Consider the following 17,490-nt stretch of genomic DNA (forward strand, 5'->3'; position numbering starts at 1 on the left):
TCTGCGCCTTTTTTATGGACGATAAATATGAAAGTACTGCAAATCGCTGTTGGAATTATTCGTAATAAGCACAACGAGATTTTTATCACTCAGCGTGCAGCTGATGCCCACATGGCAAATAAGCTGGAGTTTCCCGGCGGAAAAATAGAAGCGGGCGAAACGCCGGAGCAGGCACTGGTTCGCGAACTACAGGAAGAAGTCGGGATTACGCCGACTCAAAGCTCATTGTTCGAAAAGCTGGAGTATCAGTTTCCGGACAGACATATCACGCTGTGGTTCTGGCTGGTTGAAAGCTGGGAAGGTGAGCCATGGGGAAAAGAGGGGCAACCGGCGCAGTGGATTGCGCAACATGCTCTGAATGCGGAAGATTTCCCGCCTGCGAATGCGCCGGTCATTGAAAAGTTGATTGCTGGCTAATGGTGTTGTAGGCCGGATAAGGCAACGCCGCATCCGGCAAATTATTGCGGGGACGCAACGCTTATCCGGCCTGCCGTTGTCGCTGAATTACTTCTGCTCTTCGCTCCAGTCATCGCTTTCTGACAGATCGCCGGAGCTTGGGATACGCTTCTCTTCCGCGGCCCATTCACCCAGGTCGATTAACTGACAACGTTTGCTGCAGAATGGACGAAACGGACTGACTTCTGCCCACACGACTGCTTTACCGCAGGTTGGGCAGTTTACGATAGTTTGTTCAGACATCTTAACTCCTTAACAGCACGCCAGATCGAAATCGAGGCGCTCAGGCACCTGACCATTCTCGCTATCCAGTGGCATAAAGCGAATGGCAAAGCGGCTCTTATGACCCGATATTTGCGGATAAAGCTGCGAAGCGAGCGGCAACTGTAAACGCAGTAGGTCTGCATCATCGCCGTTGTCCTGGTAAAAACCATTCAGGCTGGTTTGCTTACGAAACGGTGCTGAGTTGCGGATTAAATCCAGGACCAGAGACAATGCCTGGTTGAGCGGGTTCAGGCTGGCAAGCCAGGTCTCAACCTGTATGTCACGCTGAGTCTGTGACAGATGCAGCCAGATATGTAAAGTCGGCAAATCAAAACTGCAGCATCCGCCGGGAATACTTAAACGCTGACGAACAAGGCCAATCAGACGGTCTTCACGCAGGGTTTGTCCGATGCGCGGGGCAGAAATCAGAATACTGCCTGCACTTTTTAACTGCTGGCGCAACGAGTCGATTCTGCTTTGATCGACGCCGGGAACTTCGACCCAGGCCTGGAGTTTTCGCTGCTGTCGCTCCAGTTCTTTGAGGAGTTCGGTACGGACTTCGCCGCGTTCAAATACATCCAGTAAATCTCCGATATTGCGGAAAAAATGCAGAGCGCCGGCATGGTCAGCAATGGGCAAATTAACGGAGAGCTGTTGGATTAAAAACTCAATGCGCAGCCATGTACGCATCTTCTCATTGAGAGGGTGTTCAAAAAGGACCTGGGTGTGCATTACGGTTTTTCCTGTGAGACAAACTGCGACGCGCATTGCAAATAGAGCGCGTGCAGGCGGGCGACATCCGAGGCGATGGCTTCCGGTGCGCCATTATTATCAATAACATCGTCTGCCACGGCCAGCCGCGCTTCACGCGTTGCCTGGGCAGCAAGAATTTGTTCAACATGCTCACGTGTGACGTCATCGCGCTGCATGGTTCGCCTGAGTTGAGTCTCAGGGGTGACATCAACGACGAGTACGCGATCGGCTTTTTTATACAGCGCGTTTTCTACCAACAAGGGGACGACCCATAACAGATAAGGAGAGGTCGCTTGCTGAAACTGACGCTGTGTTTCCTGCTGGATAAGCGGATGGAGCAGGGCATTCAACCATTTTTTCTCATCAGGATCGGAAAAAATGCGTTCGCGTAAAATGCGCCGCTGCAACGATCCGTCTGCGGCGATAACCTCGGAACCAAAATGTTCTTCGATCGCCTTAAGGGCGGGTGTGCCGGGTTCAACCACCTGGCGCGCAATAATATCTGCATCAATGATGTTTATTCCGAGGTCAGCGAACGCATTTGCAACGGTACTTTTACCACTGCCAATGCCGCCGGTTAAGGCTACCGTATACCTCATAGATGCAGATCCTGGAGTTTAAGTTTGATTATCAAACAGTTAAAAGTTAAGCGTGCGAAGGCGAGGCTGCTGCAGGATTAACCTACTATTCGCCAGGTAAATTTATGGGATTGTAGCGTAAAAAAAGAGAATTTCGCAGTCTTGCGCGGCATTGATTAGTGCGTATGATAGCGTCACTGGAGTTGTGAGTTTCGATTTTTCGCCATTAACCCCAGGAATCCGCACATGCGTATCGAAGAAGATCTGAAGTTAGGTTTCAAAGACGTTCTTATCCGCCCTAAGCGTTCTACTCTCAAAAGTCGTTCCGATGTTGAACTGGAACGTCAATTCACCTTTAAACATTCAGGTCAGACCTGGTCCGGCGTGCCGATTATCGCCGCGAACATGGACACCGTTGGGACGTTTGCCATGGCAACGGCGCTTGCCTCCTTCGACATCCTGACCGCTGTGCACAAACACTATTCTGTTGAAGACTGGGCCGCTTTCATTGCAGATTCCTCAGCCGATGTACTGAAACACGTGATGGTTTCAACCGGGACGTCGGACACTGATTTCGAAAAAACCAAACAGATTCTGGCATTGAATCCAGCGCTGAACTTTATCTGCATTGATGTGGCAAATGGCTATTCAGAGCATTTTGTTCAGTTTGTGTCGAAAGCACGTGCGGCCTGGCCGACAAAAACGATCTGTGCTGGCAACGTGGTCACCGGCGAGATGTGTGAAGAACTGGTGCTTTCCGGTGCTGATATCGTCAAAGTGGGCATTGGCCCAGGTTCTGTATGTACCACCCGCGTAAAAACCGGCGTTGGCTATCCGCAGCTTTCTGCCGTCATTGAATGTGCTGATGCAGCGCACGGCCTGGGTGGCATGATTGTCAGCGACGGTGGCTGCACAATGCCGGGTGATGTGGCAAAAGCGTTTGGCGGCGGCGCAGACTTCGTGATGCTCGGCGGCATGCTGGCCGGCCATGAAGAAAGCGGCGGTAAAATCGTTGAAGAGAACGGTGAGAAATTCATGCTGTTCTACGGTATGAGCTCTGAGTCTGCTATGACGCGCCATGTTGGTGGTGTTGCTCAGTATCGTGCCGCTGAAGGTAAAACCGTTAAGCTGCCTCTGCGCGGCCCGGTTGATAATACCGCTCGCGATATCCTTGGCGGACTGCGTTCTGCTTGTACTTATGTCGGTGCATCCCGTCTGAAAGAGCTGACCAAACGTACAACGTTTATTCGTGTACAGGAACAAGAAAACCGCGTTTTCAATAGCCTGTAAGAACAGGTCGTACGGTTAAACGCCTGATGGCGCACAGCTTATCAGGCCTACGCTCATGCTCTGTGTAGGCCTGATAAGGCGTTTATGCCGTTATCCGACATTTAAATTTATCCCACACCACTCATTGCATCTCCCAGATGAAAAATCGGTAGATACATTGCCACAACCAGCGTACCGATAATCAACCCCGTAATGACAAGCAAGGCTGGCTCAAGTAATGACGCCAAATTTTCGGCCTGAGATAGCGTGTACTCGCTGTGATGTCGGGCGAGGTTTTGCAACATCGCATCCAGAGAGCCGGAAGCTTCACCGGTTCTCACCAGTTGCAAGCAAAGCGGACTAAATTCACCGCTATTTTTAAGCGCCAGCCATACCGGCTTCCCGGCACTGATATCGTGATGCACCTGTGCCAAACGTTGGGACCAATAAGGGCAGTTAAGGGTTTCAGTGACACTCTCCAGACCTTGCAGAAAGGGAATGCCCGCGTTTTGTGTTAATGCCAGTACGGTGAAGATCTGTGTAAGTTTTTGCCCCCTGACCATCGACCCGATGATGGGGAAGTGCAGCAGTGTTTTCTGACGCAGAATAAGCCAGTAGGGTTTCTGCTTTATCAATCCGTATGTTGTTCCCAGCACCAGGCATAGCAACCCTGCCAGCCATCCCCATCGACTGCTGTAGTGTGCCGCGGCCATAATCCACTGAGTGAGCGTCGGTAGCGGGGTGTTGAACGTACGATAGATGGCGGCAAACTCAGGGAGTACAAACTGCAGCATCGCCAGCACGACCATTATCGCCATGGCAAGAATGATAATGGGGTAGCGTAGTGCTTTTTTGACTTTATCAGCGAGTTGCTGTTGGTTTTTTTGCTGACGGGCAAGTTCAAAGCAGCAGTCGTCCAGTTTGCCCGTTAGTTCTCCGGTGCGGATCATTGCCTGGTACAGCGGGGGAAATACGTGTTGCCACCGCGAAAGCGAGGCTGACAGCGCAATGCCTTGTTCCATATCGTAAGCCAGCGTGCGCAGTAATGCCTGCCACTGGTTGCTGGGATGCTGTTCAGCGAGCAGAGTTAACCCAGCGGAAAGCGTCAATCCCGCTTTAAGCAGTGTTGCCAACTGGCGTATGGCTTCGGCACTGTTTGCTCTGCTCCAGTGCGAGGTTTTAACGCGCATCCGGTTAATGTGAATTGGCGTAATCTGCTGCTGTTCGAGCACAAACAGGAGCGATGGTCGGGTATCAGCCCATAGCATCCCTGCTACAGGTTGACCTTCGTGGGTTATTCCTTGCCAGCGCCAGAGGTGTTTAGTTGGCATGGGGCGTGCCCAGTACGCGGATCAGTTCTTCAAATGTCGTTAACCCTTGTTCCACCGCCTGACAGCCATCCTCGAAAAGAGTACTCTGAGCATCCGATTCCACAACGTCTGCGGATGAGCCATCGGCAATACGTTGCCGCAACGCAGGCGTAATGGGCAGTACTTCAAACAGAGCGGTTCGACCATAAAACCCGTGATAGCAGTGTTGGCAACCGGGTGCCTGCCAACGCGGTAGTGGCGTGGGCCAAAGTGTTGCCGGGAGTGTTATGGGAGTATCAAGTCGTCGCCGACAATGTGGGCATAATTTTCTGACTAATCGCTGCGCAACTATTAATGTCAGCGCGGAGGCAATCATCCAGCGTGCCACCCCCATTTGCTGCAGGCGTATCAGTGTTTCACTGGTGGAATTGGTATGCAGTGTCGAAAGAACCAAATGACCGGTTTGTGCGGCTTTCAGGGCAATCTCAGCTGTTTCGCCGTCGCGGATTTCGCCTACCATAATAATGTCGGGATCCTGGCGCAGTAGTGCACGTAATACACCCTGAAAATTAAGTCCGGCGCGAGGATGGATTTGTGTCTGATTGAGTCCTTCAATGGGGATCTCGACCGGATCTTCTACACTACAGAGATTCACATCGGGGGTGTTTCGGGTTTGTAGCGCACTGTACAGGGTAACCGTTTTGCCGCTCCCGGTCGGCCCGGTGACCAGAATCAAACCCTGTGGTTGCTGTAATGCTTGTGAAAACGCAGCCAACTGTGCCTCATGCATGCCCAGTGCGTTGACCTCCAGCGTTTGATTAACCTGATGAAGCAGGCGTAGCACTACTTTTTCACCCCATCGGCAAGGCAGCGTGGCGATGCGAAACGAAATGGGGTCACCTGAAATCTCCACGGTAAATTGTCCATCTTGCGGGAGTCGGTGCTCGGCAATATCCAGACTGCCTAATACCTTTAATCTTGCAGTGAGAGCAATGCCCATCTCGGTTGTGACTTCCGGTAATGTGTGTAGTACGCCATCCACACGTATCCTGATCCGGTAGTGATTCTCCGCAGGTTCAATATGAATATCAGAAGCCCGTTGTGCCAACGCGGATTGAAAAGCATGGTTCAGCAACCCTGCGGCAGTTGCGCTGCTTTCTGTGATGATGGCCGGGAGCATTTTACGCGGCGCGTGTGTGTGGCCCTCCATTTGCTGACGCGTCCAGCACACAATATCGATGCGTCGGGTCGTGGCAAAATGCAGTGCATCCAGCAGTTCGTGGGAAGGGGCATCCACAACAGCGATATGCACCGCGTCATTGTCTGCATCCAGTAATATGGCCTGATAGCGCTGGCACAGCGCCGTTAGTTGGGTGGTATTCATCTCTTTTCCTTAGTTGGCATCAAAACGAAAAACGTCTTCGCAAGCCTGTTGCAGCGCGCTGTCATTCTGGATAGAGCAGTTGCGATTCCAGCCCGTTATGCCGTTGGCGTTGTCCCAACCCGGCGTCATGGTGATGCTTAGCCCGTTCAGGCTTTCCTGCCCGCTGAGGCTGACCACGCCTTTTTCCACGCTCATACCTGAGACATAGCGGGTGGTGGTCACAGAGGGGATGCCATTTGTCCCGGCATCACAGGTTTCTGTTCCGCCGTGCTCCAGCGCGCAGAGTTCGACGGCAGTACGGTAGGGGACAAAGGTTTGCAGCATGTCTGTCAACGCGGCTTTGCGCAGATAGTTTTGATAAGCGGGGATACCGATAGCGCTGAGGATGGCAATGATGCCAATGACCACCATCAGTTCGATAAGCGTGAAGCCTCGTTGTTTGTCCATTGTTGATTTGCTCCTTGAGTTAGCTGGCGCTACTTTGGCAAATCGAAGGGATTTTAGGCGAGAGGCAAAAAATAGAACGAGAAGGCCGGTTCAGATGAATGTTACGAAATTACAGAATCAGACAACGTATTTGCGAAGATGCTCGAATAAACTGCCGATCGGCGGCGGGGCTGTAGGCCCGATACGCGAATCGCCATCGGGCAGAACAGTCAGTGATTAGCGAAAACGCATCGAGAGGTCGAGTGCGCGGACATGTTTGGTCAGCGCGCCCACAGAGATGAAATCCACGCCGGTTTCCGCGAATTCGCGTAGCGTTTCATAGGTGACGTTACCAGATACTTCCAGACGCGCCTGGCCGTTGGTACGTTTGACCGCTTCGCGCATTTGGTCGGTTTCGAAATTGTCGAGCATGATGATGTCCGCCCCGGCTTTCAGCGCGTCGTCCAGTTCATCCAGGCTTTCCACTTCTACCTCAACCGGCACGTCCGGGTGCAGCCAGAAGGCTTTTTCCACGGCCTGTTTCACCGAACCAGACGCAATAATGTGGTTTTCCTTGATCAGGAAAGCGTCAGAAAGCCCCAGACGATGATTTGCGCCGCCGCCGCACAATACCGCGTATTTCAGCGCCGTACGCAGCCCAGGCAGGGTTTTACGCGTATCCAGCAGCTGGGTTTTTGTCCCCGCCAGCAGGTCGACGTATTTACGGACTTCACTCGCTACGCCAGACAGCGTTTGCACAAAGTTGAGTGCGGTACGTTCACCGGTCAGCAGTACGCGGGAAGGGCCGTCCAGTTCAAACAGCGGCTGATTAGCCTTAATGCTGTCGCCATCTTCGACATGCCAGGTGACGCTGACATCATCGCCAGCCAGTTGAATAAAGACCTCTTCCACCCAACGCTTCCCACAAAAAACGCCATCTTCACGGGTAATTACGGTAGCGTGGGAGCGCATATCTTCGGGTAAAAGCTGTGCGGTGATATCGTTATTGGCATCAACTTCTCCGCCTAAATCTTCACGCAGCGCCTGAGCGACAGCGGCAGGGATATCCAGATTTATGCGTTCCAACAGCGCGTCACGTCGGTAGTCAGGGTTATAGCGGCGAGGCGGCATGATAAAACTCCAAATTGCTAACGAATCATAAGGTGGAAACATGCTACCCTGAACCTGATATGAGCACCACCAATAAGGAGATTCTGCATGTTGTTAGACGAGGGCTGGCTGGCAGAGGCGCGACGCGTTCCCTCTCCGCATTACGATTGCCGCCCGGATGACGAAACCCCTTCTTTGCTGGTGGTGCATAATATCAGCCTGCCATCCGGTGAATTTGGCGGCCCATGGATCGACGCGCTGTTTACGGGCACGATTGATCCCAATGCCCATCCTTATTTTGCCGGAATCGCCCATTTGCGCGTTTCTGCCCATTGTCTGATCCGCCGTGATGGTGAGATCGTGCAGTATGTCCCCTTTGATAAACGCGCCTGGCATGCCGGCGTCTCGAGCTATCAGGGCCGCGAACGCTGTAATGATTTCTCAATTGGTATTGAGCTGGAAGGGACGGATACGCTGGCTTATACCGATGCGCAGTACCAGCAACTGGCTGCCGTGACGCAGACGCTGATTCAGCGTTATCCGGCGATTGCCAGTAACATGACTGGGCATTGCAATATTGCGCCCGAGCGTAAGACCGATCCCGGCCCCTCATTTGACTGGGCAAGGTTTCGCGCCCTGGTCACCCCCTCGTCACACAAGGAGATGACATGACGCTGTTTACAACATTACTGGTGTTGATTGTTGAACGCCTGTTTAAGCTGGGTGAGCACTGGCAGCTTGATCACCGGGTTGAAGCTCTTTTCCGTCGGGTTAAGCATTTCTCGATGATGCGTACGGTAGGCATGGCCCTGATTGCGATGGGGGTAACGTTCCTGCTGCTGCGCGCACTCCATGGGCTGCTGTTTAACGTGCCCTTGCTGGTGGCGTGGATCTTAATTGGCCTGCTGTGCATCGGCGCTGGCAAGACACGTCTTCATTATCATGCCTATCTGAACGCGGCGGCTCGCGATGACGCTCACGCCCGTGAGGCGATGGCCAGAGAATTGACGCTGATTCATGGCGTGCCGCCGGACTGCGATGAGCGTGAGTTTTTGCGTGAACTGCAGAACGCGCTGTTATGGAACAACTTTCGCTTTTATCTGGCGCCGTTATTCTGGCTGATCGTCGGTGGTTCGTGGGGACCGGTGACGCTGGTGGGTTATGCTTTTTTACGTGCCTGGCAGTCCTGGCTGGCGCGCTATCAGACGCCGCATCAGCGTCTGCAATCGGGTATCGATGCAATTCTGCATGTGCTGGACTGGATCCCGGTGCGCCTGGCGGGCGTGGTCTATGCGCTGTTAGGACACGGCGAGAAAGCGCTTCCGGCCTGGTTTGCCTCGCTTGCGGATATGCATACTTCGCAGTATCAGGTGTTGACGCGCCTGGCGCAGTTCTCGCTGGCGCGCGAACCCCATACCGATAAAGTCGAAACGCCAAAAGCTGCCGTTTCGATGGCGAAGAAAACTTCGTTTGTGGTGGTGGTGGTCATTGCGCTGCTGACCATTTATGGGGCATTAGTATAGCGTTGTGCCGGATGGCGCTAACGCTTATCCGACCTACAATGAAAAAACGTGTAGGCCCGGTAAGCGTTAGCGCTACCGGGCAGTGCAACGGCTTAGTTCGTATCAGCAGGCGGCACGCCAAAATCTGGCATGCCGTTTTCGCCCCAACGCACGAGTTTCAGACGAGTGTGGCGGTTTGGGTCGTACAGCGGATCGCCTTCGATTTCGGTGTAATTTCTCGCGTGGTACACCAGCACATCTTCACCTTCCGGCGTTTGCGTAAAGCTGTTGTGTCCTGGGCCGAACTGGCGGTTTTCGTAGCTGGTGGTAAAGACCGGGCGCGGTGATTTGTGCCAGTTCTGCGGGTTGAGTGGATCGGCGTTGAGGTCAATCCACAATAATCCCATACAGTAATTCTCATCGGTGGCGCTGGCGGAATAGCTGATGAACAGCTTGTCGCCGTGAACCATGACGGCCGGACCTTCGTTGACCCAAAAACCCCGGCATTCCCAGTCATATTCTGGATGGCTGAGCATCACTGGCTCGCCTTTAATCGTCCATGGATTTTCCAGCTCAGCGAGGTAGATATTGGAGTTCCCGGCGATATCGGGCGATTTCTGCGCCCACAGATACCACTGTTTTCCCTGATGGTTAAAGGTTGTGGCATCAAGCGCGAAGGTATCAAACTGGGTTTTAATTTGCCCCTTTTCAACCCACTTACCACTTAGCGGATCGGCATCTGCGCACTCCAACGCAAACATGCGATGCTGGAACATACCCAACGTATCGAGCGCCTGAGTGTACGTGGCCGCAAAGTAGATGTACCACTTACCTGCCAGATGATGGATTTCAGGCGCCCAGATGAGTTGGCTCATAGGGCCGCTGTCCGGTTTGTGCCAGACAACAACGGGTTCCGCGGTGCGTAATTCCCCCAGAGAGTCAGCCCGGCGGATCTCCAGGCGATCGTATTCGGGCACTGAAGCAATGAAATAGTAGTGGCTACCGTCACGTAAAATAAACGGGTCGGCACGTTGTTCAATAAAGGGGTTAGGCCACTGATTCATCAGGCTTTCCTTACGGTTTCAGTTGTTTTTATCTCGTGGTATTCATTCAGTTCACGGTAATTGGCGCGGCGCTTTTCTAAATCTGTCTGGATTTGCTGCATGAACTCGCGGTCAACTTTCAGCAGGCGAACCACGCCTGCAGTAATCAGGTAGCCTACGCCCGGAATAATAGTGAACAACAGCATAATGCCGTTAATCGCGGAGTCGCTTTGCGCTTTAGCGCCTGCATCGTAGCCGTACCAGGAAAGCAGGAAGCCCACCATCGCGCCGGCAATCGCCAGCCCCAGTTTCAGGAAGAACAGGTTGCCGGAGAAGCTGATCCCGGTGATGCGTTTACCGGTTTTCCACTCGCCGTAGTCATCGACATCCGCCATCAGCGACCAGTGCAGCGGGGATGGGATCTGATGCAGGATGTTGAGCAGGAAGTAGAGCACCATAATCATCATGGTGGCTTTCGGATCGAAGAAGTAAAATGCGGCGGAGAAAATCGCCAGGATGATGTTGGTCCAGAAGAAGACTTTCAGTTTGCACCAGCGATCGGTTAATACCTTCGCGAGCATACTGCCGATCATCATGCCGACAACGCCAAGGCTGATAAACAACGTTGCGAACTGTGTGCTTTGCTGCATAACCCAGGTGACGTAGTACATGGTGGCGGCCATACGAATAAAGCCCGGACAGACGTTGCACAAGGTTAATAGCAGGATTTTCACCCACTGATCGTTCTTCCACACGTCTTTCAGATCGGCTTTCAAATCGTCGTTCGTGGGTACCGCAGGGCGTACACGTTCGCGCACGGTCGCGAAACAAAACAGGAACATGCACATACCAATGAAAGCCAGCACGGCCATCGCCATCTGATAGCCTTTGGCTTTATCTTCCCCGCCAAACCAGTCTGCCATTGGCAGTAGCGTGAGTGAGAGTAGCAGAGTTGCAATCCCGACCAGCACGAAGCGATACGACTGGCAGGCGACGCGTTCTTTCGGATCGTTGGTGATGACGCTACCGAGTGAACAGTAGGGAATGTTAATTGCTGTATAGGTAATAGAGAGCAGGAAGTAGGTGACAAACGCATAGATAACTTTGCTGTTATACGTCCACTCCGGAGTGGTAAACATCAATACGCTGAATAATGCGTAGGGGAAAGCCATCCACAGAAGCCATGGACGAAACCGACCATATTTACTGCGGGTACGATCGGCCATTGCACCCATGATAGGGTCAGTAACGGCATCAATAACGCGTACAGAAAGCAGCAATACGCCGACAAGTGCAGGCGCAAGACCAAAAATATCTGTGTAAAAATAGTTAACAAACAGCATGATAGCGCCGAATATGATGTTGCATCCGGCATCGCCCATTCCATAGCCGATCTTTTCTTTCACCGACAGCTTTCTGGTTTCCATCAAGCGCACTCCATTAATGTGATATGGAGAGAATTATTGTCTGGTGTTGGTGTTTTTGCGTTGCAGGATAGCGCCGCTGATATGGACTAAACAGTCATCTGTGGGAAAGTGTGAGGCAGGTAACAACCCCCACCTGGTGCAGGTGGGGGGAAGGATTAATGCGCTTTCACGGCACCGGCCGTTTTCTGTTTGCACAGATAGCCAATGCCAAGAATGGCAATCCATACCGGGATCAGGTACACAGAGATCGCCATGCCCGGCGTCATCAGCATAATCACCAGTACTGCAGCCATGAAAATCAGGCACACCCAGTTACCCAGCGGATAGAGCAGTGCCGGGAAGCGGGTGGTAACCCCCTGCTGCTGTTTTGCTTTGCGGAACTTCATGTGCGCCAGGCTGATCATTGCCCAGTTGATCACCAGGGCGGAAACCACCAGCGCCATCAGCAGGCCAAAGGCGGATTCTGGCGCCAGATAGTTGATCAGCACACATAGAGCCGTAACCAGCGCGGAAACCAGAATGGTGTTCACCGGTACGCCGCGTTTGTCGACGTTCATCAGCGCTTTTGGCGCGTTGCCCTGTTGAGCCAGGCCGAACAGCATACGGCTGTTACAGTAGACACAGCTGTTATAGACAGAAAGGGCAGCGGTCAGCACCACTATGTTCAGCGCATTGGCAACAAAGGTGTCGCCCAGTTCGTGGAAAATAAGGACAAACGGGCTGGTATCAGCCGTAACACGCGTCCATGGCATCAGGGAAAGCAGTACAGCCAGCGAACCCACATAGAAAATCAGGATACGGTAAATGACCTGGTTGGTGGCTTTAGGAATGCTTTGCTCCGGGTTATCGGCTTCTGCTGCGGTGATCCCGACCAGCTCCAGCCCACCGAAAGAGAACATAATAATCGCCATCATCATTACCAAACCAGTGAAGCCGTGCGGCAGGAAGCCACCCTGGTCCCACAGGTTACTGACGCTGGCCTGCGGCCCGCCGTTGCCGCTGAATAGCAGCCAGCCGCCGAAGATGATCATCGCGACTACGGCAATGACTTTAATAATGGCAAACCAGAACTCCATCTCACCGAACACTTTCACATTGGTGAGGTTAATGGCGTTAATAATCACGAAGAAGGCGGCCGCAGAGGCCCAGGTTGGGATCTCCGGGTACCAGAACTGAATGTATTTACCCACGGCCGTCAGTTCAGCCATGGCAACCAAAACGTACAGCACCCAGTAGTTCCAGCCAGAGGCGAAACCTGCGAAACTGCCCCAGTATTTATAAGCAAAGTGGCTAAAGGAGCCTGCTACCGGCTCTTCAACCACCATTTCACCTAGCTGACGCATAATTAAAAAGGCGATAAATCCGGCGATAGCGTAACCCAGAATAATACCCGGCCCTGCAGACTGAATAACGGATGCGCTCCCGAGGAATAACCCGGTACCAATCGCGCCACCCAGCGCGATAAGCTGTATATGGCGGTTTTTAAGGCCGCGCTTTAGCTGATCGCCATGCTGTTGACTTTCCATCATGAAACCTCGTGTGTGGTTTTACTCTTCATCTTTCGAGTACTTATATTTTGAACCACGCAGTGACGCGTGTGTAAGTTTGCAATTCCGTTTGTTGTATTAATTTATTTACAGCAATGAATTATGAAATGTTGCCTAAAGACTTTTGTCTTGATCAGAATAATGTTATGCGAGCGCGAATGCACCTGCTTTATGCGGCGTGAGAGACGAGTTGAATAAAAAGAAACCATTTGTAAGCGCGAGTTTATCTACCACAAAATTTCCAATTTGAATTTTTATTCGAAAATAGTGATTGATAAATCGATAAATAAGCAGGTGAATCGGTTCAGATAATATATTTTTTCGTTTCAATTCGGTTAAAACTACCTCGGGATGGGTAAATTTAACATTTGTGCATAGTTACATGTTTGAAACGTTATTTCTGTAATGTTGTTAAAATATGCCTCCTTTACTGATTTCAATCAAAACCTGTATGGACAGAAGGTGAATACTTTGTTACTTTAGCGTCAAGAACATGAAATTGGTAAGACCAATTGACTCCGGGCAAATGGCTTAAGACAGGAAATCATGGCCTACAGCAAAATCCGCCAACCAAAACTCTCCGATGTGATTGAGCAGCAGCTGGAGTTTTTAATTCTTGAGGGGACACTTCGCCCCGGAGAAAAACTCCCACCGGAACGCGAGCTGGCAAAACAGTTCGACGTCTCCCGCCCCTCCTTACGCGAGGCGATCCAACGCCTTGAAGCGAAGGGGTTACTGCTTCGTCGTCAGGGCGGTGGCACTTTTGTTCAGAGCAGCCTGTGGCAGAGCTTTAGCGACCCACTGGTAGAGCTGCTCTCCGACCATCCTGAATCCCAGTTTGACCTGCTTGAGACGCGCCATGCGCTGGAAGGTATTGCAGCCTATTACGCTGCACTGCGCAGCACGGATGAAGACAAAACGCGTATCCGTGAACTCCACCATGCGATCGAGCTTGCGCAACAGTCCGGCGATCTTGACGGTGAATCTGATGCGGTACTGCAGTATCAAATTGCTGTCACCGAAGCGGCACATAATGTGGTGCTGCTCCATTTGCTAAGGTGTATGGAGCCGATGCTGGCTCAGAACGTTCGGCAAAACTTCGAATTGCTGTATGCGCGTCGCGAGATGCTGCCGCTGGTAAGCAGTCACCGTACCCGTATCTTTGAAGCAATTATCGCCGGGAAGCCGGAGGAGGCGCGTGAAGCGTCGCACCGTCACCTGGCCTTTATCGAAGAGATCCTGCTGGACAGAAGCCGTGAGGAAAGCCGTCGTGAACGCGCCTTACGCCGTCTGGAGCAACGAAAGAATTAGTGATTTTTCTGGCAGAACGTTAACCAGAAGATGTTGTAAATCAAGCGCGAATTAAAGTGCGCGGCAACTAAATGCCAGGCCCATAAGGCTATTTTATTTGCCATTTTGGCCCTGGGCAGTGCTCACAATCCTCACGTACTACGTGTACGCTCCGGTTGTTCCGCGCTGTCCGTGCCCAAACTGGCTGCAACAATTACGCCTGATGGGTCAGGCAATAAACGCAGAACCTGTCTTATTGCGCTTTTGGTTGTTCAAAATAATTCGGGTTGTATCGCGGCGGCAAGCGCGCGAGTCGCCAGGAGCATAGTGAACTATGTGACTGGTGCGAGGAAGCGCAGCCAACAAAGAGACAACCTGAAGTATGAAGAACAAAGAACGCAATGGGACAGGTTCCAGATAACTCAACGTATTTAGATAGATAAGGAATACCCCCATGTCAGAACGTTTCCCAAATGACGTGGATCCGATCGAAACTCGCGACTGGCTACAGGCGATCGAATCGGTCATCCGTGAAGAAGGTGTTGAGCGTGCTCAGTATCTGATCGACCAACTGCTTTCAGAAGCCCGCAAAGGCGGCGTGAAAGTAGCGGCAGGTGCAGGGGCCAGCAATTATGTAAACACTATTGCCGTTGAAGATGAACCGGAATACCCGGGCAATCTGGAGCTGGAACGTCGTATTCGTTCTGTTATCCGTTGGAACGCCATCATGACCGTACTGCGCGCGTCTAAAAAGGACCTCGAGCTGGGTGGCCACATGGCATCCTTCCAGTCCTCCGCAACGGTATATGATGTTTGCTTCAACCACTTCTTCCGTGCACGCAACGAGCAAGATGGCGGCGATCTGGTGTACTTCCAGGGCCACATCTCTCCGGGCATCTACGCACGCGCATTCCTGGAAGGTCGTCTGACTGAAGAGCAGATGAACAACTTCCGTCAGGAAGTACATGGCAAAGGCCTCTCTTCCTACCCGCACCCGAAACTGATGCCTGAATTCTGGCAGTTCCCGACCGTATCTATGGGTCTGGGCTCAATCGGTGCTATCTACCAGGCTAAATTCCTGAAATATCTGGAACACCGTGGTCTGAAAGATACCTCTAAACAAACCGTTTACGCCTTCCTGGGCGACGGCGAGATGGATGAGCCAGAATCAAAAGGTGCGATCACCATCGCGACCCGTGAAAAACTGGACAACCTGGTCTTTGTTATCAACTGTAACCTGCAGCGTCTTGACGGCCCGGTAACCGGTAACGGCAAGATTGTTAACGAACTGGAAGGCATCTTCGCGGGCGCTGGCTGGAACGTTATCAAAGTCATGTGGGGCGGTCGTTGGGATGAGCTGCTGCGTAAAGACACCAGCGGTAAACTGATCCAGCTGATGAACGAAACCGTTGATGGCGACTACCAGACCTTCAAATCCAAAGACGGCGCATACGTACGTGAGCACTTCTTCGGTAAATACCCGGAAACCGCAGCGCTGGTTGCTGACTGGACTGACGAGCAGATTTGGGCTCTGAACCGCGGTGGTCACGATCCGAAGAAAGTTTACGCTGCACTGAAAAAAGCGCAGGAAACCAAAGGCAAAGCAACTGTAATCCTCGCCCATACCATTAAAGGTTACGGCATGGGTGACACCGCTGAAGGTAAAAACATCGCTCACCAGGTTAAGAAAATGAACATGGACGGCGTGCGTTACATCCGCGACCGTTTCAACGTTCCTGTGACCGATGAGCAGGTTGAAAACCTGTCTTACATCACCTTCCCGGAAGGTTCTGAAGAGCACACCTATCTGCACGCTCAGCGTCAGAAACTGCACGGCTACCTGCCAGCTCGTCAGCCGAACTTCACCGAGAAGCTGGAACTGCCGGCTCTGGAAGACTTCGGTGCGCTGCTGGAAGAGCAGAACAAAGAAATCTCCACCACTATCGCTTTCGTTCGTGCCCTGAACGTGATGCTGAAGAACAAGTCGATCAAAGATCGTCTGGTGCCGATCATCGCTGACGAAGCGCGTACTTTCGGTATGGAAGGCCTGTTCCGTCAGATCGGTATCTACAGCCCGAACGGTCAGCAGTACACCCCGCAGGACCGTGAGCAGGTTGCTTACTATAAAGAAGACGAGAAAGGTCAGATCCTGCAGGAAGGTATCAACGAACTGGGTGCTGGCGCATCCTGGCTGGCTGCTGCGACCTCTTACAGCACCAACGATCTGCCGATGATTCCGTTCTACATCTACTACTCCATGTTCGGGTTCCAGCGTATCGGCGACCTGTGCTGGCAGGCAGGCGACCAACAGGCTCGTGGCTTCCTGATCGGTGGTACTTCCGGTCGTACGACGCTGAACGGTGAAGGTCTGCAGCACGAAGATGGTCACAGCCATATTCAGTCTCTGACTATCCCGAACTGTATCTCTTACGATCCGTCTTACGCGTACGAAGTTGCGGTCATCATGCACGATGGTCTGGAGCGTATGTACGGTGAGAAACAAGAGAACGTTTACTACTACATCACCACGCTGAACGAAAACTACCACATGCCGGCAATGCCAGCAGGTGCCGAGGAAGGTATCCGTAAAGGTATCTACAAACTCGAAACCCTCGAAGGTAAGAAAGGTAAAGTTCAGCTGCTGGGCTCCGGTTCTATCCTGCGTCACGTCCGTGAAGCAGCGCAGATCCTGGCAAACGACTACGGTGTAGGTTCTGACGTGTATAGCGTCACTTCCTTCACTGAACTGGCGCGTGATGGCCAGGATTGTGAGCGCTGGAACATGCTGCACCCGATGGAAACTCCGCGCGTTCCGTACATCGCTCAGGTGATGAACGACGCTCCGGCAGTAGCATCTACTGACTATATGAAACTGTTTGCCGAACAGGTTCGTACTTATGTACCGGCTGATGATTATCGCGTACTGGGTACTGACGGTTTCGGTCGCTCTGACAGCCGTGAAAACCTGCGTCACCACTTCGAAGTTGATGCTTCCTACGTGGTTGTAGCGGCCCTGGGCGAACTGGCTAAACGTGGCGAAATCGATAAGAAAGTGGTTGCTGACGCAATCACCAAATTCAACATCGATGCAGATAAAGTTAACCCGCGTCTGGCGTAAGAGGTAAAAGAAT

The 17,490-nt window shown here is 52.3% G+C and carries 16 protein-coding genes; 6 read left to right on the forward strand and 10 right to left on the reverse strand.

Going from position 1 to position 17,490, the window contains the following annotated elements; genetic code table 11:
• Positions 1–27 precede the first annotated feature (27 nt).
• Positions 28–417 carry an 8-oxo-dGTP diphosphatase MutT gene (gene mutT / locus EHN13_RS18145; protein ID WP_124021854.1) on the forward strand — a complete coding sequence of 130 codons (390 nt, stop codon included), beginning with the start codon at positions 28–30 and terminating at the stop codon, positions 415–417.
• Positions 418–504: 87 nt separating this feature from the next.
• Here the strand turns inward: mutT and yacG are convergent, their stop codons facing one another.
• The 3 genes from yacG to coaE are packed head-to-tail and all read right to left on the reverse strand — an operon-like array spanning position 505 to position 2,072.
• Positions 505–699 carry a DNA gyrase inhibitor YacG gene (yacG, locus tag EHN13_RS18150; RefSeq protein ID WP_005124648.1) on the reverse strand — a complete coding sequence of 65 codons (195 nt, stop codon included), beginning with the start codon at positions 697–699 and terminating at the stop codon, positions 505–507.
• 9 nt (positions 700–708) lie between these two features.
• Complete coding sequence (gene zapD / locus EHN13_RS18155) at positions 709–1,452, reverse strand: cell division protein ZapD (protein WP_124021855.1); 744 nt, start codon at positions 1,450–1,452, stop codon at positions 709–711.
• Positions 1,452–2,072, reverse strand: a complete 621-nt coding sequence (gene coaE / locus EHN13_RS18160; protein ID WP_124021856.1) for a dephospho-CoA kinase — start codon at positions 2,070–2,072, stop codon at positions 1,452–1,454. Before coaE ends, zapD begins: the two co-directional genes overlap by 1 nt.
• 225 nt (positions 2,073–2,297) lie before the next feature.
• Here coaE and EHN13_RS18165 point away from each other — a divergent pair, with 225 nt between their 5' ends.
• Positions 2,298–3,341 carry a GMP reductase gene (locus EHN13_RS18165; RefSeq protein ID WP_040229985.1) on the forward strand — a complete coding sequence of 348 codons (1,044 nt, stop codon included), beginning with the start codon at positions 2,298–2,300 and terminating at the stop codon, positions 3,339–3,341.
• A 107-nt stretch (positions 3,342–3,448) separates the two neighbouring features.
• Here EHN13_RS18165 and hofC read toward each other — a convergent pair whose 3' ends face one another.
• The 4 genes from hofC to nadC all read right to left on the reverse strand — a co-directional run bounded on the left by hofC (position 3,449) and on the right by nadC (position 7,571).
• On the reverse strand, positions 3,449–4,651 hold the full coding sequence (hofC, locus tag EHN13_RS18170; protein ID WP_124021857.1) for a protein transport protein HofC: 1,203 nt from the start codon (positions 4,649–4,651) through the stop codon (positions 3,449–3,451).
• The gene (gene gspE / locus EHN13_RS18175) at positions 4,641–6,014 is read right to left on the reverse strand and encodes a type II secretion system protein GspE (RefSeq protein WP_124021858.1); all 1,374 of its coding nucleotides are present in this window, start codon (positions 6,012–6,014) and stop codon (positions 4,641–4,643) included. The genes hofC and gspE overlap by 11 nt, the downstream gene beginning before the upstream one ends.
• 9 nt (positions 6,015–6,023) lie before the next feature.
• A complete protein-coding gene (ppdD, locus tag EHN13_RS18180) occupies positions 6,024–6,461 on the reverse strand; it encodes a prepilin peptidase-dependent pilin (protein ID WP_116360678.1) in 438 nt (145 codons plus the stop codon).
• A gap of 216 nt (positions 6,462–6,677) precedes the next feature.
• Positions 6,678–7,571, reverse strand: coding sequence for a carboxylating nicotinate-nucleotide diphosphorylase (gene nadC / locus EHN13_RS18185; RefSeq protein ID WP_048213473.1), 894 nt, complete (start codon positions 7,569–7,571; stop codon positions 6,678–6,680).
• Positions 7,572–7,658: 87 nt separating this feature from the next.
• Between nadC and ampD the strand changes: the two genes are divergently transcribed.
• Both ampD and ampE read left to right on the forward strand, forming a co-directional pair.
• Positions 7,659–8,222, forward strand: coding sequence for a 1,6-anhydro-N-acetylmuramyl-L-alanine amidase AmpD (gene ampD, locus EHN13_RS18190; protein WP_124021859.1), 564 nt, complete (start codon positions 7,659–7,661; stop codon positions 8,220–8,222).
• On the forward strand, positions 8,219–9,073 hold the full coding sequence (ampE, locus tag EHN13_RS18195; RefSeq protein ID WP_124021860.1) for a beta-lactamase regulator AmpE: 855 nt from the start codon (positions 8,219–8,221) through the stop codon (positions 9,071–9,073). The genes ampD and ampE overlap by 4 nt, the downstream gene beginning before the upstream one ends.
• A 92-nt stretch (positions 9,074–9,165) precedes the next feature.
• On the opposite strand, the gene EHN13_RS18200 is transcribed toward ampE, so the two are convergent.
• From EHN13_RS18200 to aroP, 3 genes are all read right to left on the reverse strand, one after another.
• Positions 9,166–10,116 carry a glycoside hydrolase family 43 protein gene (locus tag EHN13_RS18200; RefSeq protein WP_124021861.1) on the reverse strand — a complete coding sequence of 317 codons (951 nt, stop codon included), beginning with the start codon at positions 10,114–10,116 and terminating at the stop codon, positions 9,166–9,168.
• Entirely contained in the window at positions 10,116–11,522 is a 1,407-nt protein-coding gene (locus EHN13_RS18205) for a glycoside-pentoside-hexuronide (GPH):cation symporter (RefSeq protein WP_048212679.1), read from the reverse strand. The genes EHN13_RS18200 and EHN13_RS18205 overlap by 1 nt, the downstream gene beginning before the upstream one ends.
• Before the next feature lie 155 nt (positions 11,523–11,677).
• The gene (gene aroP / locus EHN13_RS18210) at positions 11,678–13,051 is read right to left on the reverse strand and encodes an aromatic amino acid transporter AroP (RefSeq protein ID WP_086523581.1); all 1,374 of its coding nucleotides are present in this window, start codon (positions 13,049–13,051) and stop codon (positions 11,678–11,680) included.
• A gap of 564 nt (positions 13,052–13,615) precedes the next feature.
• Between aroP and pdhR the strand changes: the two genes are divergently transcribed.
• Both pdhR and aceE read left to right on the forward strand, forming a co-directional pair.
• On the forward strand, positions 13,616–14,380 hold the full coding sequence (pdhR, locus tag EHN13_RS18215; RefSeq protein WP_003018699.1) for a pyruvate dehydrogenase complex transcriptional repressor PdhR: 765 nt from the start codon (positions 13,616–13,618) through the stop codon (positions 14,378–14,380).
• Positions 14,381–14,813: 433 nt separating this feature from the next.
• Positions 14,814–17,477 (forward strand): pyruvate dehydrogenase (acetyl-transferring), homodimeric type, encoded by a 2,664-nt coding sequence (gene aceE / locus EHN13_RS18220; protein ID WP_124021862.1) that lies wholly within the window; start codon positions 14,814–14,816, stop codon positions 17,475–17,477.
• Positions 17,478–17,490: the final 13 nt, after the last annotated feature.

This window comes from Citrobacter youngae (assembly GCF_003818115.1).
Lineage (GTDB): Bacteria > Pseudomonadota > Gammaproteobacteria > Enterobacterales > Enterobacteriaceae > Citrobacter > Citrobacter youngae.

Excerpts from the sequence above, each read along its gene's own strand:
- mutT (WP_124021854.1), top strand. The coding sequence starts at position 28 with ATGAAAGTACTGCAAATCGCTGTTGGAATTATTCGTAATAAGCACAAC.
- ppdD (WP_116360678.1), bottom strand. The coding sequence starts at position 6,461 with ATGGACAAACAACGAGGCTTCACGCTTATCGAACTGATGGTGGTCATT.
- aroP (WP_086523581.1), bottom strand. The coding sequence starts at position 13,051 with ATGATGGAAAGTCAACAGCATGGCGATCAGCTAAAGCGCGGCCTTAAA.
- zapD (WP_124021855.1), bottom strand. The coding sequence starts at position 1,452 with ATGCACACCCAGGTCCTTTTTGAACACCCTCTCAATGAGAAGATGCGT.
- EHN13_RS18200 (WP_124021861.1), bottom strand. The coding sequence starts at position 10,116 with ATGAATCAGTGGCCTAACCCCTTTATTGAACAACGTGCCGACCCGTTT.
- EHN13_RS18205 (WP_048212679.1), bottom strand. The coding sequence starts at position 11,522 with ATGGAAACCAGAAAGCTGTCGGTGAAAGAAAAGATCGGCTATGGAATG.
- ampD (WP_124021859.1), top strand. The coding sequence starts at position 7,659 with ATGTTGTTAGACGAGGGCTGGCTGGCAGAGGCGCGACGCGTTCCCTCT.
- yacG (WP_005124648.1), bottom strand. The coding sequence starts at position 699 with ATGTCTGAACAAACTATCGTAAACTGCCCAACCTGCGGTAAAGCAGTC.
- aceE (WP_124021862.1), top strand. The coding sequence starts at position 14,814 with ATGTCAGAACGTTTCCCAAATGACGTGGATCCGATCGAAACTCGCGAC.
- pdhR (WP_003018699.1), top strand. The coding sequence starts at position 13,616 with ATGGCCTACAGCAAAATCCGCCAACCAAAACTCTCCGATGTGATTGAG.
- ampE (WP_124021860.1), top strand. The coding sequence starts at position 8,219 with ATGACGCTGTTTACAACATTACTGGTGTTGATTGTTGAACGCCTGTTT.
- gspE (WP_124021858.1), bottom strand. The coding sequence starts at position 6,014 with ATGAATACCACCCAACTAACGGCGCTGTGCCAGCGCTATCAGGCCATA.
- EHN13_RS18165 (WP_040229985.1), top strand. The coding sequence starts at position 2,298 with ATGCGTATCGAAGAAGATCTGAAGTTAGGTTTCAAAGACGTTCTTATC.
- coaE (WP_124021856.1), bottom strand. The coding sequence starts at position 2,072 with ATGAGGTATACGGTAGCCTTAACCGGCGGCATTGGCAGTGGTAAAAGT.
- hofC (WP_124021857.1), bottom strand. The coding sequence starts at position 4,651 with ATGCCAACTAAACACCTCTGGCGCTGGCAAGGAATAACCCACGAAGGT.
- nadC (WP_048213473.1), bottom strand. The coding sequence starts at position 7,571 with ATGCCGCCTCGCCGCTATAACCCTGACTACCGACGTGACGCGCTGTTG.